19 protein-coding genes are annotated in these 25,434 nt (G+C 55.0%); 10 read left to right on the forward strand and 9 right to left on the reverse strand.

Translation table 11 applies throughout. From position 1 onward, the window contains the following. Positions 1-188: 188 nt before the first annotated feature. Positions 189-1,490 carry a Gfo/Idh/MocA family protein gene (locus tag Mal52_RS07095; RefSeq protein ID WP_145375032.1) on the reverse strand — a complete coding sequence of 434 codons (1,302 nt, stop codon included), beginning with the start codon at positions 1,488-1,490 and terminating at the stop codon, positions 189-191. A gap of 221 nt (positions 1,491-1,711) precedes the next feature. Here Mal52_RS07095 and Mal52_RS07100 point away from each other — a divergent pair, with 221 nt between their 5' ends. From Mal52_RS07100 to Mal52_RS07110, 3 genes are all read left to right on the forward strand, one after another. Then, the gene (locus Mal52_RS07100) at positions 1,712-2,596 is read left to right on the forward strand and encodes a rhomboid family intramembrane serine protease (protein WP_145375034.1); all 885 of its coding nucleotides are present in this window, start codon (positions 1,712-1,714) and stop codon (positions 2,594-2,596) included. A 115-nt stretch (positions 2,597-2,711) separates the two neighbouring features. Then, the gene (locus Mal52_RS07105; RefSeq protein WP_197533420.1) at positions 2,712-3,929 is read left to right on the forward strand and encodes an IS4 family transposase; all 1,218 of its coding nucleotides are present in this window, start codon (positions 2,712-2,714) and stop codon (positions 3,927-3,929) included. Positions 3,930-4,236: 307 nt separating this feature from the next. After that, a complete protein-coding gene (locus tag Mal52_RS07110; protein WP_197534386.1) occupies positions 4,237-5,454 on the forward strand; it encodes an IS4 family transposase in 1,218 nt (405 codons plus the stop codon). 236 nt (positions 5,455-5,690) lie between these two features. Here Mal52_RS07110 and Mal52_RS07115 read toward each other — a convergent pair whose 3' ends face one another. Beyond that, positions 5,691-8,078 (reverse strand): DUF1553 domain-containing protein, encoded by a 2,388-nt coding sequence (locus Mal52_RS07115; RefSeq protein ID WP_197534723.1) that lies wholly within the window; start codon positions 8,076-8,078, stop codon positions 5,691-5,693. 300 nt (positions 8,079-8,378) lie between these two features. On the opposite strand from Mal52_RS07115, the gene xylA reads away from it, so the two are divergent. After that, positions 8,379-9,689, forward strand: coding sequence for a xylose isomerase (gene xylA / locus Mal52_RS07120; RefSeq protein ID WP_145375039.1), 1,311 nt, complete (start codon positions 8,379-8,381; stop codon positions 9,687-9,689). A gap of 131 nt (positions 9,690-9,820) precedes the next feature. Here the strand turns inward: xylA and Mal52_RS29650 are convergent, their stop codons facing one another. Together Mal52_RS29650 and Mal52_RS07130 are read right to left on the reverse strand one after the other, a co-directional pair. Continuing rightward, complete coding sequence (locus Mal52_RS29650; RefSeq protein WP_197534048.1) at positions 9,821-10,072, reverse strand: hypothetical protein; 252 nt, start codon at positions 10,070-10,072, stop codon at positions 9,821-9,823. A gap of 592 nt (positions 10,073-10,664) precedes the next feature. Next, the gene (locus Mal52_RS07130) at positions 10,665-11,486 is read right to left on the reverse strand and encodes a sugar phosphate isomerase/epimerase family protein (RefSeq protein ID WP_145375041.1); all 822 of its coding nucleotides are present in this window, start codon (positions 11,484-11,486) and stop codon (positions 10,665-10,667) included. Positions 11,487-11,925: 439 nt separating this feature from the next. Here Mal52_RS07130 and cls point away from each other — a divergent pair, with 439 nt between their 5' ends. Next, positions 11,926-13,353, forward strand: coding sequence for a cardiolipin synthase (gene cls / locus Mal52_RS07135; RefSeq protein ID WP_145375043.1), 1,428 nt, complete (start codon positions 11,926-11,928; stop codon positions 13,351-13,353). A gap of 382 nt (positions 13,354-13,735) precedes the next feature. On the opposite strand, the gene Mal52_RS07140 is transcribed toward cls, so the two are convergent. The 3 genes from Mal52_RS07140 to Mal52_RS07150 all read right to left on the reverse strand — a co-directional run bounded on the left by Mal52_RS07140 (position 13,736) and on the right by Mal52_RS07150 (position 17,614). Next, positions 13,736-14,635 carry a hypothetical protein gene (locus Mal52_RS07140; protein WP_145375045.1) on the reverse strand — a complete coding sequence of 300 codons (900 nt, stop codon included), beginning with the start codon at positions 14,633-14,635 and terminating at the stop codon, positions 13,736-13,738. A 91-nt stretch (positions 14,636-14,726) separates the two neighbouring features. After that, a complete protein-coding gene (locus Mal52_RS07145; protein WP_145375047.1) occupies positions 14,727-16,865 on the reverse strand; it encodes an alpha/beta hydrolase family protein in 2,139 nt (712 codons plus the stop codon). A 134-nt stretch (positions 16,866-16,999) separates the two neighbouring features. Next, positions 17,000-17,614: a hypothetical protein gene (locus Mal52_RS07150; protein ID WP_145375049.1), complete on the reverse strand. Its 615-nt coding sequence runs from the start codon at positions 17,612-17,614 to the stop codon at positions 17,000-17,002. 177 nt (positions 17,615-17,791) lie between these two features. Here Mal52_RS07150 and Mal52_RS07155 point away from each other — a divergent pair, with 177 nt between their 5' ends. The 5 genes from Mal52_RS07155 (at position 17,792) to Mal52_RS07175 (ending at position 22,914) form a co-directional block, all read left to right on the forward strand. Continuing rightward, positions 17,792-18,613: a hypothetical protein gene (locus Mal52_RS07155; RefSeq protein ID WP_145375051.1), complete on the forward strand. Its 822-nt coding sequence runs from the start codon at positions 17,792-17,794 to the stop codon at positions 18,611-18,613. A gap of 189 nt (positions 18,614-18,802) precedes the next feature. Further along, positions 18,803-19,309, forward strand: coding sequence for a TPR end-of-group domain-containing protein (locus tag Mal52_RS07160; protein ID WP_145375053.1), 507 nt, complete (start codon positions 18,803-18,805; stop codon positions 19,307-19,309). Between the two features lie 367 nt (positions 19,310-19,676). Beyond that, positions 19,677-20,846 carry an IS4 family transposase gene (locus Mal52_RS07165; protein WP_145375055.1) on the forward strand — a complete coding sequence of 390 codons (1,170 nt, stop codon included), beginning with the start codon at positions 19,677-19,679 and terminating at the stop codon, positions 20,844-20,846. Between the two features lie 193 nt (positions 20,847-21,039). Next, positions 21,040-21,816, forward strand: coding sequence for a DUF480 domain-containing protein (locus Mal52_RS07170; RefSeq protein WP_145375057.1), 777 nt, complete (start codon positions 21,040-21,042; stop codon positions 21,814-21,816). 111 nt (positions 21,817-21,927) lie between these two features. Further along, positions 21,928-22,914, forward strand: coding sequence for a ThuA domain-containing protein (locus tag Mal52_RS07175; RefSeq protein WP_145375059.1), 987 nt, complete (start codon positions 21,928-21,930; stop codon positions 22,912-22,914). Between the two features lie 336 nt (positions 22,915-23,250). Here the strand turns inward: Mal52_RS07175 and Mal52_RS07180 are convergent, their stop codons facing one another. Together Mal52_RS07180 and Mal52_RS07185 are read right to left on the reverse strand one after the other, a co-directional pair. Next, positions 23,251-24,336 (reverse strand): XdhC family protein, encoded by a 1,086-nt coding sequence (locus Mal52_RS07180; RefSeq protein WP_145375061.1) that lies wholly within the window; start codon positions 24,334-24,336, stop codon positions 23,251-23,253. 152 nt (positions 24,337-24,488) lie between these two features. After that, a complete protein-coding gene (locus Mal52_RS07185; RefSeq protein WP_145375063.1) occupies positions 24,489-25,352 on the reverse strand; it encodes a tetratricopeptide repeat protein in 864 nt (287 codons plus the stop codon). Between the last annotated feature and the right edge of the window lie 82 nt (positions 25,353-25,434).

Below are 25,434 nucleotides of genomic sequence, written 5' to 3' on the forward strand. Positions count from 1 at the left end.
CGCTCCTACCCCCCTCGTTCCCAAACTCCGTTTGGGAACGCCCCCCAGCGAAGCTCTGCTTCGCACGCCCCACACTCAACAAACATCAACACGTCTTGTTGACACGCTCCATCGAAGCAGAGCTTCGAGAAAGTGGGTTCCCAAGCAGAGTTTGGGAACCAGTGGACCTGTGCACGGTCGAAGCATACCTAAGCACCCGCCGGCGCACCCCAGTGGTCGCGGTAGGAGCGGGACACCAGCGCGTTCGCTTCGTCGTCGTTGATGAACGTTTCTTGCTCCGGATCGAATTCCAGCGAACGGCCTAGACGCGTTGCGATGTTGCCCAGATGGCATAGTGACGAACTGAGGTGGCCGTGCTGAATATCACCATTCGGGCGACGTTCGTTACGCACGCTGTCGAGAAAGTTGGCGACATGTTTCTCGGCATTTTGCGGTTCAGGCATTACCGCAACTTCGGTGCGGCGATTGCGCTCACCCAGGACCTGGATTTTACCGCGGCGGCTGAGAAACAGTTGCCCATCGGTCCCGTAAAACTCAGCGCCACTATCGACGTTGTGCGGATAGTTGGTGGACCACAACCGTTGTTCATAGATGAACATCCGCCGGTTGCCCGGCTTGCCGTCGCCGGGATATTCGAAGGTGACTTGTTGCGTATCGGGAAATTGCTGATCGTCGTCAAAGAAATATTTCCCACCCACGGCTGTGACTTTCGAGGGGTGCGTCGTGACGCCCAGTCCCCAGCGCGCATAATCAATATCGTGCACGCCATCGTTCCCCATGTCGCCCGTGCCAAAGTCGTACCACCAATGCCAACCATCATGAACGCGGTTCTCCTGGTAGGGAACCATCGCTGCCGGGCCGACCCAATTGTCGTAGTCCAGTCCGTCGGGCGCCTCACTCGGTTTACCATGACCAATGGATTTGCGCTTTTGAATATTCCAGGCTTTAACCACCAGCACATCGCCGATAATCCCCTCACGCAATTTTTGCACCGCCTCGATCATCATGTCGGTGCTGCGGACCTGTGTGCCATGTTGCACAATCCGTTTGTTACGTCGTGCCGCATCGACCAATAAGCGGCCTTCGCGGATATTGTGCGAGCACGGTTTTTCGACATACACATGCTTGCCCGCTTCGCAGGCTAAAATCGCCGCCGGCGCATGCCAATGGTCGGGCGTGGCCACAATCACGGCGTCGACAGCTTTGTCGTCCAGCACCCGCCGCATATCATTGACCGCTTGAGGAGTCTTGCCGGAGATCTCGCGTCCCCCGCGAGCGAGCCGGTCCTGGTCGACGTCGCAAAGATAGGTGACCTCCACGTTTTTTTCGTTGGCGAACAGGCCGGAAAGATACGTTCCCCGCCCCCCGCAGCCAATGAGTCCCACGGTCACCTTGTCCGCCGCGCTGGCGGCTCGTGCCGGCATGGCCATGGCTCCCAGGCCGGTTAGTACGGAGCCTTGTAGAAACGTGCGACGATTCGTAGTCGGCATCTTTGGGCCTCCCTGTGTGGAACGACTGAGTCGGCATGATCATCTGCAATCCGTATTATGCATCATTGTGCCAGCAGAATCCGTGGTTTGCCATGTCAAAAGCTGCCGATCAGTAAACAGACGGGTTTCGTCTCAACGCGGCAGTGCGTATAATTCGATTCCGCGTCAGGCAGGGTGCCCGCCTCGCACGCCAACAACTTCCCCAACGTGTAAGAAATCAAATGGGATTTGAAAACAGAGACTACGCCCGCAGCGGCAACAGCGGTGGCTATGGCGGCGGCTATGGCAATTCCGGTGGCAATTGGGCGATCAATTACCTGTTGGTCGCCAACATCGCCATTTTCCTGCTGCAGCAGCTTTCTCGCCAGCCAGGAATGGGCGCTGGTAATGACCCGGTATCGAATTATCTCAGTTTGAGTCTCCATTCCCTGGAGCAATTCCAAATCTGGCGATTGGTCACCTACGGTTTTTGCCACGGCAGCTTTATGCACATTTTTTTCAACATGTACGTGCTGTGGATGTTTGGCCGCATTGTTGAACCGATTTACGGCTCCAAGGAATTTCTGGCATTTTACCTGACTGGCATAGTTGTCAGCGGACTATGCCACGTCGGGATTCAACTCGTTGACGGAAACATCGCCGGTGTGATTGGGGCATCGGGCGGCGTGAATGCGGTCGTCTTTTTGTGTGCCATGCTTTATCCACGGATGACGATCCTGTTTATGTTCGTGATCCCCATCGAGTTTCGATTCTTGGCCGTGGGTTACGCACTCATCGATCTGTTCGGCGTCATCAGCCCTGGTGATTCGGTGATCGCCCACGCGGCCCACTTGGGGGGAGCGGCATTTGGTGTCGCCTACAAATACTTTGGCTGGCGGATCATGCCGCTGCTCAGTTTTGGCAATTGGAAAATGCCAAAGCGCCGTCCCAAGCCCAATCCCGAGATCCGCCCCTATCGCCCGCCGGAACCGCCCGCGTCACAAAATCTCGATAGCCGCGTGGATGAGATTTTGATCAAAATTCAGGAGCAGGGCGAAGCTAGCCTGACTGATGAGGAACGCAAAATCCTCACCGATGCCAGCAAGAAATACAAAAACCGCCCCTAGCAACATATCGAATAACGGGTGCCACTGGCGGCTCGTCCCAATCCTGTTCGGCACGGAATTTGCGCCATGGGATATGGTAGTCGATAAAACTGCCAATTTGACGGGGAGGCGCCCTGTGGCCAGGAAGAAAGCGAAGCGGGTTTCCGATGCGGATTTGACCGGACTGAAATATCTGAAACGAATCTCTTCGCTGCTCAAACGCTTGCGGCCCGTCGGCTGCGAACGGGACAAAGCCGGCAATCGTGACTTGTTTTTTGATCAGTATTGCGGGTTGATGCTGCTGTCTATGTTCAACCCGATCGTCACTTCGCTGCGCGGCATGCAACAAACCAGCCAGCTCAAAAAAGTGCAACGCTTGCTCGGTTGCCAACGGGCTTCGCTGGGTTCGTTGTCCGAAGCGGCACGTGTGTTTGACCCGGAATTGCTGCGGGAAATCGCCGGTGAACTGCTCCAGCGCGCTCCGCAACGCGCCGACTGCGACCCGCGGCTGAAAGACTTTGCGCAGACCTTGACCGCCGTCGACGGCAGTCTGCTGAAGAAGCTGCCGCAAATCACGCAGGCCTGTTTCGCCACCCGCAACGATCGCGGTTTTAAGCTGCACGCGCACTTTGAAATCCTTAAAGGCGTGCCTGTCAAATCGGCAGTCACTGACGCCAGCGGCCAAGGACCGGCCAATGAAAAAAATGTGTTGCGCAGCCAATTGGAACCGGATCGCTGCTACGTGATCGATCGCGGTTACGAACAATTTTCGCTGTTCAACGCGATCGTCGATGTCGGCAGCAGCTACGTTTGCCGCATCCGCAACGACCGCGCGTTTACGGCTGACGAGGTTCGCGAACTGGACGAGGAGGCGCGGGCGGCGGGCGTGTTGGAAGACGCCATCGGCCAACTCGGTTCGCCCAAATCGCGACGGATTGAGCATCCGCAGCATCGCGTGCGGCGGGTGGTGATTCGCGCCGAAACGCATCCCAAGCGAGGCGGACGCAAGCGGGCCGCTGCCACGCACGACGTCGTGCTGGTGACGAACTTGCTGGACGTGCCGGCGGAAATCATCGCGTTGATTTATCGCAGTCGCTGGATGATCGAATTGTACTTTCGGTTTTTGAAACATGTGCTGGGCTGCCGCAAGTTATTAAGCGACTGTGACAACGGAATCGAAATTCAAACGTACTGTGCGATCATCGCTTGCCTGCTGATCAGCCTAGTGACCGGCCGCAAGCCGACGCTGCGGACGTATGAAATGCTTTGTTATTACTTCCAAGGTTTGGCGGATGAAGAAGAACTACTGGCCCACATAAACCGTTTGCCGCCGCACGCCACGACAAGCGTCTAACCCCACTCGCTCCGCGACTCCCCGCAGATGACGAGCCGCTCAACGCTGCGCTGAGACAACTCCCCACCCCACCAACCGCAGCCCTTGCAGCCACGCCCTCCCCCAAAAAACAAGCAAACACACCGCCACCTTGCCATCACGCCCAACAATAGCAACAATCGAGCCGAACAGGATTGGGCTCGTCCGCCAGTGCGGGGTGCATTCCCTGAAACACACAGGCGGGCAAGCCCAATCCTGTTCGGCACGGAATTTGCGCCATGGGCTTTGGTAGTCTTTCATAACTGCCAATTTGACGGAGAGGCGCCCTGTGGCCAGGAAGAAAGCGAAGCGGGTTTCCGATGCGGATTTGACCGGACTGAAATATCTGAAACGAATCTCTTCGCTGCTCAAACGCTTGCGGCCCGTCGGCTGCGAACGGGACAAAGCGGGCAATCGCGACTTGTTTTTTGATCAGTATTGCGGGTTGATACTGCTGTACATGTTCAACCCGATCGTCACTTCGCTGCGCGGCATGCAACAAACCAGCCAACTCAAAAAAGTGCAGCGCTTGCTGGGCTGCCAACGGGCTTCGCTGGGTTCGTTGTCCGAAGCGGCACGTGTGTTTGACCCGGAATTGCTGCGGGAAATCGCCGGTGAACTGCTCCAGCGCGCTCCGCAACGCGCCGACTGCGACCCGCGGCTGAAAGACTTCGCGCAGACCTTGACCGCCGTCGACGGCAGCCTGCTGAAGAAGCTGCCGCAAATCACGCAGGCCTGTTTTGCCACCCGCAACGATCGCGGTTTTAAGCTGCACGCGCACTTTGAAATCCTCAAAGGCGTGCCTGTCAAATCGGCAGTCACCGACGCCAGCGGCCAAGGACCGGCCAATGAAAAAAACGTGTTGCGCAGCCAATTGGAACCGGACCGTTGTTACGTGATCGATCGCGGTTACGAACAATTTTCGCTGTTCAACGCGATCGTCGATGTCGGCAGCAGCTACGTTTGCCGCATCCGCAACGACCGCACGTTTACGGCTGACGAGGTTCGCGAACTGGACGACGAGGCGCGGGTGGCGGGAGTGTTGGAAGACGCCATCGGCCAACTCGGCTCGCCCAAGTCGCGACGGATTGAGCATCCGCAGCATCGCGTGCGACGGGTTGTGATTCGCGCCGAAACGCATCCCAAACGAGGCGGACGCAAACGGGCCGCCGCCACGCACGACGTCGTACTGGTGACGAACTTGCTGGACGTGCCGGCGGAAATCCTTGCGTTGATTTATCGCTGCCGCTGGATGATCGAATTGTACTTTCGGTTTTTGAAACATGTGCTGGGCTGCCGCAAGTTATTAAGCGACTGTGACAACGGAATCGAAATTCAAACGTACTGTGCGATCATCGCTTGCCTGCTGATCAGCCTAGTGACCGGCCGCAAGCCGACGCTGCGGACGTATGAAATGCTTTGTTATTACTTCCAAGGTTTGGCGGATGAAGAAGAACTACTGGCCCACATAAACCGTTTGCCGCCGCACGCCACGACAAGCGTCTAACCCCACTCGCTCCGCGACTCCCCGCAGATGACGAGCCGCTCAACGCTGCGCTGAGACAACTCCCCACCCCACCAACCGCAGCCCTTGCAGCCACGCCCTCCCCCAAAAAACAAGCAAACACACCGCCACCTTGCCATCACGCCCAACAATAGCAACAATCGAGCCGAACAGGATTGGGGCAAGCCGCCAGTGCCACCCGGTCGGCGGGGGGGGGCACCCACTGCTAGTCGGTTTGTTCAATCGACGAACAAAAACTCGTTCGCGTTAAATAACAACCGGCACGCATTGGCTAGGCCATGTTGTTCGGCGTAAGCAGTCAGCGTCTGCGATTCTTGCTCGCTGGGCGCGCGTCCCAGGGCGGTCTGAAAGGCGAAGGCAATTTGCGCCGGCAGCCCTTCGGCTTGCGCTTGGGCGCGTGCAGCAAAATGTTCCGCTTGTCGCACCATGAATTTGTTATTCAGCAGCGATAGCGCCTGCAGCGCCGTGACGGTGGAGTTTCGCACCGGCACATTCTGCGAGGGATCCGCACAGTCGAGCGTTTCCATGAAGGGATCGGGGACTGAGCGGACGATGAAACGGTAAATGCTCCGTCGCAATCCACGGGGATCGTCGGGATCATATTTGTCGTACAAATAGTGCGGCGAGTGGTCATCGATGAAACCAAACAGATCAAAGCCCGGCCCATACATGGTCGTGTCCAATTTCCCACTGGTCGCCAACACAGCATCTCGTAGCGCTTCGGCTTCTAGTTGTCGGCGATTCATACGCCAGAGGAATTGGTTCCCCGAATCGATCTTCGAATTCTGTTCGTCATGCGCCGTCGATTGACGATAAGCAGCGCTAGTGACGATTAACTTGTGCAACCGTTTGAGCGACTGTCCGTTGTCACGAAAATCGGCCGCCAGCCAGTCGAGTAGTTCGGGATGCGTCGGCGTCGCCCCCATGTGACCAAAATCATTGGGGCTGTCGACGATTGCGCTGCCAAAATGGTAATGCCATACGCGATTGACGATTGACCGCCAGGTGAGCGGGTTTTTGGTGTCGGTAATCCAGGCTGCCAATTGGACCCGCCGCGCTCCTTCGTCATCGGGATTGTCGAGTTGGAATCGCGATGGCAATCCGGGGATGCAACCGACCGTTCCGGGTTGCATAATATCGCCCGGCTGTTTTTCGCTTCCCCGATTGAGCAGATGAATCTCGCGCGGCTGGCCACCGGTGGGGCGAAAACTTCCCGTATTAGGAAAATTGGTCGCAGCGGCATAAACCAACGGCGGTTTGGGCAACTTGGCCAAGGCCGCCTCAATGGGGGCCAACTGTTTTTCCAATTCCGCCACATCGGTTTTGGCTTTTTTGGCCGTATTGATTTTCGCACGGAGGTCGTTTCGCTCTGCCGTCAATTTTGCGCGTTCTGCCTCTACTTCGGCATCGATTTTATAGGGACGTGGTGCGCGATCGATCCCGGCGAACACTGCTTGCAAGCTGTAGTAATCCGCCTGGGTGATGGGATCGAACTTGTGGTCGTGGCACCGCGCGCAGTGCACTGTCAAACTGCAAAAGGTGGCCATCGTGTTCGTGACCATATCGTCCCGGTCGAGGTTGCGGGTGATCGTTTTATCAAGTGTCCCTTCACGCAGTTCTACGTGGCCCACAAAATCCCACGGCCCGGCAACGACAAAACCGGTGGCGATAATGCCATCCGGTTCGTTGGGAAAGAGCACGTCACCGGCTAATTGTTCGCGGACAAATTGCGCATAGGGTTTGTCGTCGTTGAGTGAACGGATCACATAATCACGATAGGGCCACGCATTAGGGCGACGCTTGTCTTTGTCGTAGCCGTGCGTGTCGCCATAATGCACCACATCGAGCCAATGCCGCGCCCAACGTTCGCCATACCGCGGCGAAGCCAACAACCGGTCGACCAATTTGTCATAGGCGGCCGGATCAGAGTCGGCCACGAATGCGTCAATCTCCTCCTGTGTCGGCGGCAGGCCGTGCAAATCAAACGTCAACCGGCGAATGAGCGTGCGGCGATCCGCTTCGGGGTTGGGAGTGAGTTTTTTCTGCGTAAGTTTTTCGAGAATGAACGCATCAACCGGCGTGCGGATCCACGGCGACTTCGCTGGCGGGACCGGCGGTTTAGCAAGCGGCCTGAGCGACCACCAATCGCCATCGCCCGGCTTGGGTTGGAGGATTTTTGCCTCGGGCCAGTTCGCCCCGGATTTGATCCATTGCCGCAAGTCTGCAATTTGTTCTTGGGTCAGGGGAGGGCCCCCTTCGGGCATCGCCGGATCCTCGCCGGTGACCATCTCCAACAGCAGACTTTCCTCGACCGCAGCGGCAAGCACCTCACCACTATCACCACCCTCGTGTAAGCCCTTGGCTGTAGAAAGATCCAAGCCCCCTTTTGCGTTGTCTCCATTGTGGCAACGCACGCAACGCCGTTCGAGCACTGGTGCGACCCGTTTGAGAAACAAGTCCTCATCAGCCCGTACCGCGGGCGCGAGTGCCAGGAAGATCGACAGTCCAACGAAAACGATGACACGCGGGTGCCACTGGCGGCTTGTCCGCCAGTGCGCACGGTTCTTGACTTCACGACGGCTAGAAACCGCGTCCGTAACTTGCACTGGCGGGAAAGCCGCCGGCGGCACCCGTCTTAGTGAGGCTACCAAACATTGTTGAATTGTTGCCATTCGTATTCGCATCATGCGCCTTCAACTGAAGTACTCAAATTACCTTCATTCAGTATATCTCGAACGGAAGGAAATGCCGAGTAACAACAGTCTATTGGCGTACTTTGCGGCCTTCAAATGCGAATACAAGAGAGTCCTTCATTTTTCGCACAGCGGCGCTTTTCGACATCATGCCTCGGCGGTAAACTCGGTGACTGCGAATTCAGCGATCAACACATTTATGAGGAAACAGCGATGGCATTTTTCACAGACATTTCCAAAATTGAATACGAAGGTCCCACAAGCAAAAACCCTTTGGCGTTTCGGCACTACAATGCCGACGAGATCGTCGAAGGCCGCTCGATGCGGGACCAGTTGCGATTCAGCGTTTGTTATTGGCATACGTTTCGCGGCACCGGAGCCGACCCGTTCGGCGCTGGGACCTTGCAGCGGCCGTGGGATGACGGGACCGAAAGCGTAGAGAATGCGATCAATCGCGTGCGGGTCGCGTTTGAGTTTATCGAGAAACTCGGCGCGCCGTTTTATTGCTTCCACGACCGCGACGTCGCCCCCGAAGGCGCCACCTTGGCCGAAAGCCACAAAAACCTCGACGCCGTCGCCGATGTCTTGGCCGAGGAACAACAGCGGACCGGCATCGATCTGTTGTGGGGAACTGCCAATCTGTTTTCGCATCCGCGGTATTTGCACGGAGCGGCAACCTCCTGCAACGCCGATGTCTTTGCCTACGCCGCTTCGCAAGTCAAAAAAGCGATGGAAGTCACGCATCGACTCGGCGGCGAGAACTACGTCTTTTGGGGTGGACGCGAAGGGTACATGAATCTGTACAACACCGACATGAAACGCGAGCTGGATCACTTAGCCGCGTTCATGCACATGGCGGTCGACCATGCAAAGAGCATCGGCTTCACCGGTCAGTTTTTGTTTGAGCCGAAGCCCAAAGAGCCGACGAAGCATCAATACGATTTCGATGCAGCCGCCTGCCTGAATTTTCTGCGGCAATACGATCTGCTGGATCATGTAAAACTCAACATCGAAACCAACCACGCCACGCTGGCCGGGCATACGATGGCGCATGAATTGATCTATGCGTCGATCCAAGGCGCGCTGGGAAGTATCGATGCCAACACTGGTGACCTGTTGCTGGGTTGGGATACGGATCAATTCCCGACCGACATTTATCTAACCACGCAATGCATGTTGGCTATTTTGGACCAAGGTGGCCTGGCGCCGGGCGGCGTCAATTTTGATGCCAAGGTTCGTCGCGAAAGTTTTGAGCCGATCGATTTGTTCCACGCACACATCGGTGGCATGGATGCCTTTGCACACGGGCTAAAAATTGCAGCGGCGATCCGTGCCGATGGCGTGCTGAGTGATTTCGTCAAGAACCGCTATCGCAGTTTCGACGAAGGGATCGGCGAGAAGATCGAGGCGGGGTCGGTCACCTTTGCCGACTTAGAGACCTACATGTTGGAGGCGGGTGAAGTCAGTCCCAACGAAAGCGGTCGTCAGGAGATGTTGGAGAACCTGGTCAACATGTATCTATAGCCGGCAGAACGGCTAACTCGTTTGGCTCCCTAGAAATAGAAAGAAGCGGCTGGCGCAGGCCAGCCGCTTCTTCTCGTTGTAACCCGTGTGCCGGTGGACCCGGCAGTCGTTTGTACACCAATGAAGTATGACTACTTCTTCTTTTTCTTCTTTTTGGCGGTTTTTTTCTTGGCCGCCTTCTTCTTGGCTACCTTTTTCTTAGCGACTTTCTTTTTAGCGGTTTTTTTCTTAGCCGCTTTTTTCTTGGTCGCTTTCTTCTTCTTCACGGCCTTTTTCTTGACGGCCTTTTTCTTGGTCGCCTTCTTCTTCACGGCCTTCTTCTTAGTCGCCTTTTTCTTTGCTGCCTTCTTGACAGCTTTCTTCGCTGCTTTTTTCTTGGCCACAGAAGTTCCTCCTTACAGAGCCAATTTGGTAGTCGTCTCGCCGCTGGCACCGGGCTTTAATTTCGGCAAAGACAAACCACACAACACCGAAACATGAATCCATTCCAACTTGTCGTACATGACAAGTGGCAGGAACGCTCATTGATCAACAGTCGCGTTATCAACCGCAAACATTGAATCGAAATTCAAGCAATTCATAACCGTCGAACTCTTGAAAAATTAGAGTGTTCACTTGACACGTCGACATGGTAAGCATTTCGAGAGATTGTGCAAGACGTCTGTGGAGCATTTTTCGTTTCAATTGCTTTGCTGTGAATGCTTTGCGCGAAGCGTCGCAACAATGCACTGTCATAGAATTCTGTATCGCAACAAAGAACGCGCGCAACAGCGCGCATGAAAAAACGCGAAAAACGCCTATAAAACAAGCGTTAATCGCGTACGTCGTTTTTCAGGATGCGCTGCGCATGCTACGCACGATCGCATTGACGCACTGTGAAGCATGCCTTCGAAGTAGAGTATTTCCTCTGCAAAATTTTTTTTGCAAACTTTCATTTTTTTTAAAAATACGCGCTCAATAACATGCTATCGACGTCTAAGAAACCGCGTTGAGCGTCTCTTGCATGTAACGAAAACTTTCGCGCGCGATCAGTTCAGCGCCCGGTTTGTAATCAAAAACTTCCACCGAAACCCAACCATCGTATTCAGTTTCCAACAACGCTTTGAAGATCGGCGCGAAGTCCGTTTCGCCCATTCCCGGTCCCAACAAGTTGCTGTCGTTGACATGAAAATGTCCGGTCACTTTTGCGTGACGATGTATCAATTCCGGAATCGAATCCGACTCGCTCAACATCGCTTTGACATCTTGATGCAAAATGAAATTCGGATGGTCTACCAACCCTATCAACTCCACCCCCTCGGCACAGGTGGTGATGAAGTTTGTCTCCTTCGGCGTGAGCGGTTCCATACATAACTTCACATTGCGATCACTCAAAACCGGCATCGCCTTGCGGAACACCTCAGCCGCATTGGCCAGCGCCTGTTCCCGCGACATCCCCTCCTCGAGATTCCGTTGTTGAGGTGAGCCAAACACAAGAACCTCACCCCCCAAATCAGCACATGCGTGGGCCAATTCGGCAATATAGTCCGCCGTATTACTGCGAACGCCTGCGTCGGCTGTGGTCAGATGTAGGCCTTCGGTTTTTGCCAGAAGCCAATGCAAGCCAACAACTTCCAACCCAGCGGCCTCCGCTTGCTTACGCAAGGTTTGTCGCTGTTCAGCGGTGACGTCGGTGACTCGGTCAGCCAGTGTGAACGGAGCGACTTCGATCCCCGTGTACCCCACATCAGCGATAAACTTGCATTGCCGTTCCCAATCCCAATCAACAAACAATTCTTGGCAAATGGCGAATTTCATCTTCGGTATCCTTCAATTCATTAGTACTGTTTTGCGCGGGACTCCCGACCCAGTCGGGTCATGACGGCAGTTCTTCCACTGCGCAGATTGTGTCGTCAATTTGTGAATCACCCCTCGGATTATGAATTCTGCATCGCTATGTACCCTGGCAAGCTTGGTACATATTCTGGTGGCGAGCAGGTCCTCCGCATCCGGGTTGATTACGGTCTGTAGGATAACAGTGATCACTGACGACGACGAGTCTCCTCAGCCGGTTTGTTGTTCGTGTGGCGAGAACCGGTAGAATGTTGCGTAGCCGCGTGTCTCCAATTCACCATGCCGCTGATTTGTTTTGTTAACAATCGGGGCCAAAGTGGCACATCGGTGGAATTGGATACCAATCGGCTCAGAATAACACGACCGCGACAACACGGCCGCGACACCTCGACTGAAACGCATCATGCTCACTCTTTATTTCTGGATCACACTTTGCGGTTACCTCGTAACGTTGCTATTGATCCCAGTCGTGCTGTTGCAGAAGAAGCGGCCGGTCTCAACCGTGGCTTGGCTGTTTTTGATCGTGCTCGCTCCCTATTTCGGCGCGTTGTTCTATCTCGTCTTCGGTGTCAACCGCGTGCAACGCCGCGTGATGCGTAAAACGGTCTCCGATCGCCAAATCTCGCGGCTCCTTCCTGAACTGACGCACTATCAATTGCTCCCCGGCGAAGGTCTCACCGCCAAGCAGCAGAACATTGTGCGGTTGATCAACCATCTCTCTTCCACGCGACCGACCATCGACAATCGTATCGAGTTGCTCAACGATACCAATCAGACCTTGGGATTGATCGAACAGGCGATCCTTGCCGCTGAGCATTCGTTGCATTTGGAGTACTACATTTGGCAAATGGATCGCACCGGCACACGCGTGCGGGACTTGTTGATTCAAAAAGCCGGTGAAGGCGTGACCGTCCGGTTTCTGTATGACGGAATCGGCTCGATGTTCCTTAGCCGCAAATTTCTGCGTCCAATGATCGATGCGGGCATCCAAGTCGCTGCGTTTCTACCGGGAAGATCGTTTCGTGAACGTTGGTCAATCAATCTGCGCAGCCATCGCAAAATTGTGATCGTCGACGGTCAAATTGGATTCACCGGAGGGATGAACATCGGCGACGAATACTTGGGACGCGATCCGCAACTGGGGTATTGGCGGGATACACATGTGAAGCTGCAAGGCCCGGTCGTCTTGCAGTTGCAACAAGTTTTCGCCGAGGATTGGTTTTATGCGGTCGGCGAGGAATTGACCCAACCGGAACTCTATCCCGATCCGCGCATCAGCGGCGACAACGTTGCTCAGATTGTCTCGTCGGGGCCGATCGATGAATTCAATTCGTTTCACGCGTTGTTCTTCGCCGCAATTGCTAAAGCCGAGCAGAACATCACGATGGCGACCAGCTATTTCGTGCCCACGGAACCGTTGATGTCCGCATTGACCACCGCCGCATTTCGCGGGGTCAAGGTCCGCTTGTTGTTGTCCGGACACGGGAACTATTGGTGGATGTTGTACGCGGGCCGTGGATACTACGACGAACTGTTGGACGCGGGAGTCGAAATCTTTGAATACCAAAAAGGTTTGCTGCACAGTAAGACGCTAACAATCGACGGCAATTGGTCGCTGGTCGGGACGGCGAATTTCGACGTGCGCAGTTTGTTGCTCAACTTCGAAGTCGGCGTCGCTGTCTATGATCAGGAAATGGCGCGGCAACTGGAAACCGCATTCGAGAAAGACATCGTCTCAGCGCGGGTGATTGACAGGGAGTCTTGGAATAAACGAGGTCTCGGCCGACGGTTGAGCGAAAACTTGATGAAGATCTTTTCGCCGGTCTTGTAACGTTCCCGCCATAAAGCTTACCCCCTCTCCCTCTGGGAGAGGGCCGGGGTGAGGGTTTTCGCATTACCAAGCGATGATCCATCTCACCGCATCGACCACCCATCATCTGTTTTGCACTCAAGGCAATGCATCATTCGAAGCTGTAAAAGAACGCGCGCAGAGTCGCGGAGGCGCAAAGAAGACAAAGAAAGGTTTTGGATGCTGCGTTCTTGAGAACTGAGCGGATCAGGTTCTCTTGGAGCTGCGCGTGACCAACCAGCGTTCATCAGCTCTTCACCTCAAAACGGTACCCCTCTGCGGCTCTGCGCGCGGCTTTTTCCAGGACGGTTTATCACTCGTCCTGCATCGAAAGAGGAGTCGCACCCACGGGGCAGGGGATGGATTAACTCTCCTGTTCGCCGCGTTCTTTTTCAGCAGCATCTTTCCAGGGTGATTCGGCCGGTGTGTCCGGTTTGACGTAGAACTCGCTAATGTCGAGTTGGTTTTTGGATTCACGTTCCAAGAGCGTCAGCCGTTTCTCCATGTTGATGAGCTTGGCTTTTAATTCCCCGACAAGTGACTCTTGCGAAGTCTTGGGTTGCGGACGGGGGACGGCCGGGTATCCCAGGTGCCGCTGCAGGGCGGCGAACATGTACAACGGATCGCGACCGCGGTTCGCATAAGCAATGCGTCCTGCCTTGTGTCCGAACAGCACCGGTTCGGCCGGCTGGTAGTCGGGATTGCGATTCTTGCGGCGGTACTCATCCACGGAGTACTGTGAACGCATGCAAATCAGATCGGCGAAATCAGTTGTCCCTAGCTGAAGACGCGTGCGCATGATCCATTCGGACCAATGTTTGTCATAAATCGGATCACCCGCCATCGCCTTCATGCCCGCGTCGTAGCCGAGCTTATTGCGGCTGAGGCATTCGAAGTGATAGACGAACATGCCAGCGGGGGTGGGATCCTTGATGCGATATTCCGCTTCGTATTGCAAAATCTCCAACGCCGTCCGCTGATCAAAGCGGGAATAATCGTCCTCGGCGGCTGAGATGATGTAGGTTTGAAACTCGGTGAAATAGTGGTCCAGCCGCGCCATTCCCTCGCCCATGCGTCCATTGAGAACCATCTCACCCACCAAAAATTCAAGCGCCATCGGCAATTTTGTGGTGGCCAGAATTTCCTCTTTGAGGTCGGCCAGGATCACTTGCGACGGTACGCTATCTTCTAACCGCTGACGAAACACGCGAAAGAAGTACGCCTGTTCCACATATTCTTCGGTTTCGAGCAAGGCGTGTGGCATGGGCCGCCAGGGGTCAGCGAAAGGAAACGATAATCGCCGCCTGTGCGACGCAATCGAGGAAAACCGCGGGGTCTGATGCGGAGTCGCAAGACTATTTCAACAACAATTCCGCCGCTTTATTCATATCGAGCTTCTCATCGATCAAGGTTAACTTGCCTTGCGCGGCGTCATAGACGGTTTTCAACGGCTGTAGCTCAGCGGTGGGTACGCCTTTGGTGCCGGCGACTGTCAATTCCGCCGGTGCGGCGAGTGCGGTCAGGCCTCCCAGTCCGCCATACTTCAGTGCGCCGGCCAACAGCATGGGGTCGTTGATTGACGTCACTGATTCAAATCCGAAACCGTTGGCGTCTACGATCGTTTTGTCGACCGTTTTTCCTGCCAGTCCACGAGCCAACATCGCCCACGGGCCAGCTTCGCCGGTCCCGATCAGATGAATCGTGTTGATGTTTTCATCTTCGACCATGGTGCCGATCACCGTCAAAATATCGCGAACACGATTGGCGAGTACCGAGCGGTTATAGGCCAACGTGTAGCCCGCATATTTTTCATCCAGCGCCGGGTACTTGGGTTTTTCACCCTCAGCAACAAACTCTCCGGTCAAAAACAGATCGGCCCCGACAACAGCAAAACCCTCGTCAAGTAAATCTTGCACCGCTGACTTCGGTTCACCATCTTCGGTGAACAATCCCGCCTTACCATCGGGATGCACCCACAAGACCGCTTCGCCGTTAAAGTTTGGCGACACTAATGCAATCAACGGCACTTGCTCCTGGGCACCCGTACGACCGACCAGCAATTTGTAGATGTCATAACCCGATTCGTGGACTGTATCCCGATCTTCGCGTTCCAGGTCCATCGCCTCAGGGACCCCTGTGTCCAACATCACATTTGCGGCGGCGCGAATTGTTTTGTCATACCGGGCCACGTCTGTTTGGGATTTGGGGAGGAGGCTGTCGAACATTTGTTTTTGATATTCCGTGACAGCTTCACGGAGCGACGCCGCGTCGGATGCGTTTTCGGGCAATGGATGGGCCTCGTCGAACACGCTCAATTCGGCAGGGGGGATCGGTTCAAAATCGGTTTCTTTATAAGGAGTGTCGCGTCCGATTTTGAGGTGCTGGTTCATCCAGTCATACATCCGTTCCCGGGCCACTTGGTTGTAATTGTGGCCGAACTGCGGATATGCCTTGGCGTCCACATTTTCCTGCGCTCCATACAAGGAGTACACCTGTTTCAATTCCGGCAAGCCTTTGGTTTCGATATCAATCGTCCAGTCGTTGGCTCCGGTCATGCCCAGCGGACGCGGCGCGAAGAGTGCGGCGATGGCGACATTGTTGATACCCAACCGCAAGTAGGAGGCATTCTCGCAAATGCAGCCCCCCTGCATGTTGCTGGAGACCATGACCGCGGGAAAGGCGGCCGCTGGACGAGGGTCGATCGCGCACAGCATAAACGTTTGTGTCCCGCCGCCACTGGAACCGGAGACGCCGAGACGGTCTGTATCGACATCGGGCAGCGAGGCAAGAAAGTCGAGTGCACAGAGTGAATTGTAGGTCTGCAATCCCATGAAATTTTGTAGCCGCGATAAAGCCTCAACATCGCGGAAACCTTCGGTATGGCCGATTTGCTTGCTGTCGGCGTTGCCCACCATGTCATAGTGAAAGACAACGCACCCCATGCGAGCCAGTCCCACCATGCGGGCCTGCAGCGGATACCGCGCGGCCGACATCAGGCTTTCGCCACCTCCTTCAATTTGTTTTTTTGCCGCCTCTTCACCGGCATCGTAAAAGCGGCCTTGGTTCCAGTGACCATGAGGGGCAAGCACCGCCGGCAATCGTCCGGGCCGATTTTTGGGGCGATACAAATTGCCCGTCACATAATGTCCGGGAGCCGAGGGAAGAAATACCTTCTCCACGGTGTAGTCATCGCGCTCGATTTTTCCGTGAATCGTCGGATTCGGTTCCGGGCGGGGAGGCAACGGCCACAATCCGGTGCTCACCAGCACCTGCTTGCGAATCGCGTCCGCTTCTCGCAACCAAGCCGCTTTGGTCGCTGGAGGTGCCCAGGGATGATTCTTGTCTCGCAAATGACGAGGCGTTCCCAGCCGCGCGTCCGCCGGCAATTGACCGGCGGGCAACACCCGCGTCACGTCCGCTGCCTTGTCCGCACCGCGAACGTCCGTCACGCAAATTGCAGAAACAAGGATCAAACTAACAACCAAGTATCTCATAGCAATGCTTTCCGGACCAACAATTGAGGATTATCTAAATCGAAGACAAAATTATAGTCGGCAAGTCGATTCTCAACTCTCTGACGCATGACCCGCTGTTTGGGCGTCACAAGAACAGACAGCACGCAGAAGGTTCATTGCTCGCCACTGGAGTCTTTCGTAGCCGGAGTTGAATCGTCTTCGCTGTCGGTATTGGGCTGCGCTGGCTCCTCCGCATCATTTTCATCAGAGGGGGGTGTCGCACCTTCATCGGCGGAGACATCGGCTGTCTTTCTGGCCTCTTCATTTTTTTTGAGTACTTCTAAGAGTTCCTCCTCACGTTTCATTTCTTCATAGATGCCGGCCCCGCGGCTGATGAGATCCGGCCGTTTGGCAACGATATGAAAGTCCAATCCGTCCGCTAAGGAGGGGGAACCGGTGTACATGGCCAACGATTTGGAAAACACGGTTCGATGTTGCGACTCAATTCCGAACAAAACTTGACCGGAGCAGACGATTTTCGCATCACCCTGCAAATTCGTGGTGAAATCGAATGCGTCGTCGTTGGTGTAAACCGTCAACAGCGTCTTGGCGAGCGGTCGTCCCTGTTCGTCTTCCAGGTGCACGTGGACGGTGTTGGGGAAACCATTGGTTTTCCAAGTCACATCCGCCAACGGTCCGTACTGGTTCGGAGACAATTCCTTCCAGAACCAGTTGCAGATGAGTCCCACCACAAAAATAACGACGATAAAAATAGCCCAACGTTTCAAGACGAGACCACCTTTTAACGAATACGTAAATAACCGTAGATGAACTGTTATCATACCAATCCCCTGATCGAACGTCGAGTAATTGTCGCGTTCACAGGGCGGGGAGGGCTTGACCCGCAATTCGGTGTCCCCGCATAATGCAACCAAGCAAACGGACCTTGCCGAGAGGGCAATCTATTGACATCGGAACGTACGGAACCCGAAACAAACAAATTCGCGGCACTCGCCGGAACCCTGTGGAGCGTGGCGGTCAAAGTCGCCGCCGTCGTCCTCAGTTGGATCTGGCGGAAGTCGAGGATCGTCTGCGCCTATTACTGGGAACGCCGACAGAATTTTTGGCAGCATTTCACCGAATACGCCCGTGATTTGCGTCCGGAACGGTTTGTTACCCGCGAAATTCGCGTTTCCAGCGAGGAACAATACCTCAACGCCGAATACGACGACGAGACGTGGAAAGTCCGGCTCCCCAAAATGTGCGTCGTCTGCGGCACGCCGGGTGAAGGCGCGCCCTTGACGGAAAACTATCAGGTCGAAAACCTGACCGCCCCCTTTTGGAGTGTCGTGGTCGGAACACTCTCCGGATTTGTGCTATGGATGTTGGTTTGGAACTGGTTTTTTCCAATCGGAATCATTCTCGGTTTCGCGATTGGCTACGGTCGGCATGCGACCGTCAATGTGAAGATCAAACAATGGAAGTGCGATAAGCACCGGGACTCAACCCGTTATCCACGACTACGGACATTCGCCGACTTTTTGATCATCAGTGTCGGCAGCAAGGAATTGAGACAAGAATTCAGGCATCAACGCAAAGGGGATCGCGGAGATTACGGTTCCCATGTCCCCGAGCAGACCTATGTGCCGGCGGTGGCGACTGAACCGGTCACGCCCGAGATCGAACCCATCCCGTTAGCGGAGGAAGCACATGACTCCATCGAAATCGACGAGCGGGAACGCCTCGATCCTTCCGCGATCGAGGATCAGGAACCACCGCCGTTATGACGGACCGGGAAGTCGCGACTCAACACGACTCTGGAAACCGAACATGATTTAAAGGCCACCTTGAAGTTGCGGACAACTTATTGAGTGGCACTCAACGCGTTTTCGCCTCCCGGCGAATCATTATTGCTATTCCACATTTGCCACAACGTAACAAATCGTTTTGTGGCACTGATCGGTGAGATCGAGAACATGGCTGCCAGCTCGCGCTTTCGCAGAATCTTGTCCAAAGTGGAAGGATATCTGGAACTCGAAATGCCCGAAAAAGCGCTGGAGGAGTTGGCGAAAATCGACGAACAGTATCGATCCCGCTTCTCCGTTCAATATTTGCATGGCATGGCGTATCGCGATCGCCAACAGTACGACCAGGCATTGCCGTATTTCTTACGGGCCTTGGCTGAAAAACCGGAGCGCGTCGAAGTGCTCTTGGCATTGGCGTGGTGTTACAAACGCATTGACCGCTTGGACGAGGCCATCTCCGCGATGGAGCAGGCGTATCGCGTCGCCCCACAGGAGCCGATCGTGCTCTACAACATGGCCTGTTACTGGTCGCTCGCCGGTGATAAAACCAACGCCCTCTCTTGGCTGGGCCGCGCCTTACGCATGGATCAGGACCTGCGGAAACTCATTGAAGATGAGCCTGATTTTGATACCTTGCGGCACGACCCCGATTTCGAGATGATCGTGCGCAGTAAGTAGTCATCCGTTTCACGTGCTAAGTAGTGGCCACCCGATCATCGCCTTCGGTTATGATTGTCTGTACCGCGGTTGCGTCCCGGCCACAAGCAGCATTCTCGCGTGAGGGTGCCTAGCGAGTTGCGATGAGCCCACGTCGACAACGCTCTGTCAATTTGTTGAAATTCACCTAACCTCCGCAAACTAAAAAAACTATACGTCGGGTGCCACTGGCGGCTTGTCCCACAACTGTCCGGTTTAATTCTTCGGTTCTTGTCGTAACTCTCTATGAAATTCAACACTTTCGGCAATTTTCAGGCGCGCACGACTTCAACTCACGGGGGTGATGTCGCCATCCTTTTTGTTCTCTCTGGCAAAAAGGAGCCGCGTAATGTTCGAAGGTCAGATGGTGTTTCCACAACTGTTGGCGTTTCTTCCGCGACGGATATTGGACAATTGCGTGCGACGCTATCACGGCAACAAACGTGTTCGTGCGTTGTCGTGTCGCGATCAGTTTTTGGCCATGATGTTTGCGCAATTGACCGCGCGGGAAAGTTTGCGCGATATCGAAATCTGCCTCACCGCCGTACAGTCGAAACTGTTTCATGCCGGGTTTCGCGGGCCCATCAAACGCAGCACGTTGGCCGATGCCAATCGCCTCAGAGATTGGCGGATCTGGCAGGACTTGGGATTGGCTTTGATCGACCGGGCGCGACAACTGTACGCCGCCGACCCGTTGCCCAGCGAGTTGCAAACCGCTGCCTACGCGTTGGACGCCACGGTTCTCAATCTTTCGCTGACGTTGTTTCCTTGGGCTCCTTCGCAGCGCGACAAAGCGGCGATCAAACTGCACACGCTGCTCGACCTGCAAGGCAATATCCCCTGTTTTTTGCGGATTTCGGGCACAAGAACTCGCGACTGCGCGATGCTCGACGAAGTGCCCGTCGAAGCCGGATCGCTGTACGTGATGGATCGCGACTACAACGATTACGGCCGTTTGCACCGGCTTCATCAAGCGGGAGCGTTCTTCCTGGTGCGGGCCAAAAGCAATCTCACCTACCGCCGCCAGAGATCGCAAACCGTGGATCGCACAACGGGATTGCGGAGCGATCAAATCATTCTGCTCAAAGACCGCCGAACGTTTCGGAAGTATCCCGACCGCCTGCGTCGCATCACATTTTTCAATGCCGAGACGCGCCGCCGTTTTGTTTTCATTGGCAATCAGTTTTTGCTTTCGGCAGCCGACCTGGTGGAGTTGTATTGGCGGCGTTGGGACATCGAACTGTTTTTCAAATGGGTCAAACAACATCTGCGAATCAAACACTTTGTGGGCAATACTCCCAACGCAGTGCGGACACAAATCTGGATTGCAGTGAGCACTTATGTGCTCGTCGCCATCCTCCGCCGAGAATTGCGGATCGAACGGACGATGTCCGAAATCTTACAGATTCTGAGCGTCACAATTTTCGAGAAAACCCCTATAAAAACAGTGTTAAACGAGATTCAGTTTCAATCCCAGGTACGGCAAAACCATAAACAGTTATCATTGTTCGACTTATAACCGGACAGTTGTGGGCTTGTCCGCCAGTGCGGTGGCAGGTCAAGTTTTCTATGCGAACCGACGACAAACGACGAGCACACTACTGGGCAAGCCAGCAGTGGCACCCAAAACGTGAACGAAGAACGCAATCACCCAGCGCTGTCGTACGAAACACGAACCACAACCGTTGAATTCACAAGAGTCGGAGACCGTTATGGACTCATTCGAGGATCAAGAACACCCGCCGATTACGGAACTATCCCGGCGACAGCGCCGCGTGCTGGGTGTGCTTGTGGAAAAGGCGTTCACCACGCCGGAATATTATCCACTCACCCTCAAAGCGGCGACCAACGGCTGCAACCAAAAAAGCAACCGGGCCCCCGTCTCCAGTTACAGTGAAGACGACGTCGAAGAAGCGTTGGACGAACTACGCGAAATTGGATTGGTCACAGTCATCCACACCGATGGCGGCCGTGCTCCGCGGTATCGACACTGGATGCGCAAACGTTTTGCACTCTCCGAACCGCAGTTAGCCATCTTGACCGAACTGCTGCTACGAGGCCGGCAATCGCTCGGTGAACTTCGCTCGCGCAGCAGTCGCATGGTCTCGATCGATTCCTTGGATCAACTTCGCGAAGAATTGGCGGGGCTGCAAGGACTCAACCTATTGCAAGCCAGCGGATCTCTAGCTCGTCGCGGCGTGGAAGTCGACCACAACTTGTACGTCGCCAAAGAAGGCATGACGCTCGCCACCGCTTCAGCCGACGCCCTAGACGAACCAGCCAGCCCGCGCCCCGCCCGTACACCTTCCCCAGCCCCAGCCCCGGTTCCGGCGACTGCCAGCGATGGTCGAATCGACGCACTGGAAGCCATCATTGGCGAACTCCGCACGCAAAATCAAGAATTCGCCGTGGAAATCAGTTCTCTCCGTGACGAAGTGCAGCGGTTGGAAGAGAACATGGAGCGGCTACGGTCAGAGTTGGGCGGTTAATCAGATCAGTACGAGTTTCTCGCGCTCGGTTTCGATCATCACCCTCCGACCGGTATGATTGTGGAGACATCCTCGCACTCGATTCGCCTGATCGCTGAAGGAATCCCCCCCATGAAAGCCCTCTTACTTTTTGCCCTGACCGGATTATTTGCAGCTTCAATGGCCATCACTGCTCAAGCAGCCGAGGAACAAGTTCCGCACGTCGTGTTCATCACGGGCGATGAGGAATACCGCAGCGAAGAATCGATGCCCATGTTGGCGAAGATTCTCAAGCGGGATTACGGTTTCAAAGTCACCGTCTGCTATTCGCTGGCCGAGGACGGCACGATCGATCCTGATAACCTCAGGTCGATTACCGGAATCGAAGCCTTGGACGATGCCGACCTCATGGTGCTGTTCACGCGCTTCCGCGACTTGCCCGATGAACAGTTCAACCACTTTTTGAATTACGTCAAAACCGGCAAACCAATCGTCGGCTTTCGCACAGCTACGCATGCCTTCAAATTCGACAACAACAAAAAGCACAGCGAATGGGGTTGGCGCGGCGAAAAGATCGCCCAGCTGCTGGGCCAAAATTGGATCACACACCACGGCCATTTCGGCGACGGCCACCAATTTTTAACCGACATTACAATCGCCCCTGGCGAGAAACAGCACCCCATCCTCCGCGGCGTCAAACCGTTTCAGGCCTATTCCTGGTTGTACCACGTCCAGGGTGGCGGCGATAAATTACGCGGCGACGCCCAACCGTTGATGATTGGTCGGGCCTTAATCTCGGGGCATGAAAAATCAGGCAAGACGGATCGTTATCCATTAACCAACCCTGTTGCCTGGACAAAGACCTATGAGGGCGAAGACGGCGTCCGCGGCCGCGTCTTCTTTTCCACAGCTGCGCATCCGTTTGACTTCAAAGATGAATCGGCGCGAAAACTATCAATCAACGGCATGCTCTGGGCGCTCGGCATGGAAGACCGCATTCCCGCCGCAGGAGCCAACGTCGAATTCGTCGGCGAATACGACCCCAACAATTCCGGCTATGGCAACAAGCCCAACCCCAAGGATCGCTTCAAGCCGAATCGCAAACCGGAAGAGATTTAGCCGCCAATCGATTTTGCCTGACCGTGATTATCTTGGCCACCGATTGAACACAGATAAAACACAGATTTCCGAAGTGACTTACTGAAATCCCAAACCGACGGCTTGCCGTCGCATTGTGCGTTCCGTGACAGACAACACGCCGGGTGTGTGTTTCGTGGTACGAAACCAATGGGATATGAGCAGGAGGGTAATTTTCCTAGGCTTGTAAACCCGCACTGAAACAAAGCTATTGCAAAACGGCAACCTCGCCCCACAACCATCATGCACAAATGGATCGATCCCCCGCGACTCCTTGGCGGCCTTTGCGGCTTTGCGTGAGGCTTTTTTTAGCGCAGACTACTCAACATTTCCCAGCACGTTGTTGGTGCGGAACTTGGACGGCGATTCACCCAAATTGCGGTGGGCAATCAACTCCGCCACGATGCTGATGGCGATTTCTGGCACGGTTTGCGAACCGATGTCGAAGCCCAGCGGAGCGTGGACGCGCTGTAGTGCTTCGCGCGAAATTCCTTCAGCCAACAGATCGTCGAAAATCAATTTGATTTTTCGCCGACTGCCGATCATGCCCACGTAGCTCGCTGAGGTTTCCGCCAGATGATACAGCGCCTCTTCGTCGTGGTTGTGTCCACGAGTGACAATCACACAAAACGTGCGGTGGTCAATTTCCAAACCACTCAATGCTGTGTCAATGTCGCCCACGATCAAGCGTTTGGCACGCGGAAAACGATCCAGATTGCAATACTCTTCACGGTCATCCACAACCCAGACATCGAAGTCGACATCGGCTGCCATTTCCGCCACCCGCTGTCCGACATGTCCGCCCCCAACGATGAGCAACCGACAGCGCTGCAGGAACGGCAGAAACGACACGCCCCCGGCGACATAGGCCCGTGGACGTTCCAAAATCGGCTTGAGAGACTCGATGAGTCCCGCGGGAGGGGATGTCACACTACCGCGACTGGCAAGACAGTGGCCATCGGCATCCACCAAAAACCGGTCTCCTTCGCATCCTCCGCCGGCACTTTCGGAATTAATAATCACCGCTTCGGTGCAGGGCGTGCCTGCCACGAGCGACTCATCAAGGATCCGGAAGTAATCGACGTCCTCGTCCGGACGGATCGGATCGACCAGCATCTTCATGCGTCCGCCACAGATCAATCCGTCGTCCCAACCGTAGTTGTCATCGAGTTGAAACGTCAGTAGCTCAACGTTGCCCTCATCCAATAAACGCAGCGCGCGGCGTTTGACTTCCGCTTCGACACATCCACCCCCCAACGTGCCCGCTTGTGAACCGTCGGGATAAACCAACATCCGCGCCCCAGCCTTTTGCGGCGTCGAGCCGCGGGTTTCTACCAGCGCTGTATAGGCAACCGGCCGCCGGTTTTGAATGTCTTCCTGCAATTGCCGCAACACATCTTGCATGATCGGGTCTCTTATGGGGGAACGTGAATCGCTCGTTCCTGTATTCTACGGCGGTAGCACCGCACGAACAACTGGCACGTCCACCCGCGATCACATTTGCGTTGGCGACACTGGCTGGCGAGTCACCAATATCCCAGAATTTCCGATCACCGTTAATACAGCGCCGAGGCCAATTTGCGACGGTATTCGTTGGCGACTTCAGAGTTGTCGCCGACAAGATGGAAAATATTCACCATCGTTTCACGCGCCTTGTCGCGGAGTTTGCCCACGTCGCGGGTGATGATTGACAGGCAGATATCAAGCGCTTCAGGAAATTGATGTGCTGCAGCCAAGGCGTCGGCGAGTTCTAATTGCAATTCTAGGTTGTCCGGTTCCGCGCCGGCTTTTTGGCGAATTTCGTCCACGCCACCGGCTTCGGCCGCGACAGCTCGAAATTCCAACTCCGCTTTGACCTTTTCGACTTCGTCTTCCAAATAGCCGCGATTTTCCAACTCCGCAATCATCGCCGAGCATTCCGCATCTTTTTGTTGAGCGAACAGTGCACTGATCAGGCCGACTTTAATTGCATCGTTGTTCGCTTCCAGCGCCATGGCTTCGCGAAACTTCGCCTCGGCTGCTGCCGGATCCGCTTCCTGCAGCGCGTGGCCTTCGGACAACAACGTCTGCGCCGGTGAGGGCATCAACGAATCGAGCCATTGCCGGATCTGTTCTTCCGGCAATAACCCCGTAAACTGATCGACCGCTTGCCCATTAACGACAGCGAAGACGTGCGGCACCGATTGCACGCCAAAGGCCATCGCCAGTTCTTGTTGCAGGTCGATATTGACTTTGACGAGCAGGAACTTGCCGTCGTATTCGACCGCTAGCTTTTCCAAAATCGGCAACAGTTGTTTACACGGCGCGCACCAAGTGGCCCAAAAATCAACGACCACCGGCATGCTCTGCGAACGCAGAATAACATCCTGTTCAAAGGTGTCCTTGTCCGCATCAATAATCCAAACCGATTCGTCAGCCATAATTTTCCCATTTCATCAACAAGAACGGCCTTGTGCGAAAGAGGTTCAACACCTCTTCCGCCAGCCTGTCCCCTTAAGCCGT

This window comes from Symmachiella dynata (genome assembly GCF_007747995.1).
Lineage (GTDB): Bacteria > Planctomycetota > Planctomycetia > Planctomycetales > Planctomycetaceae > Symmachiella > Symmachiella dynata.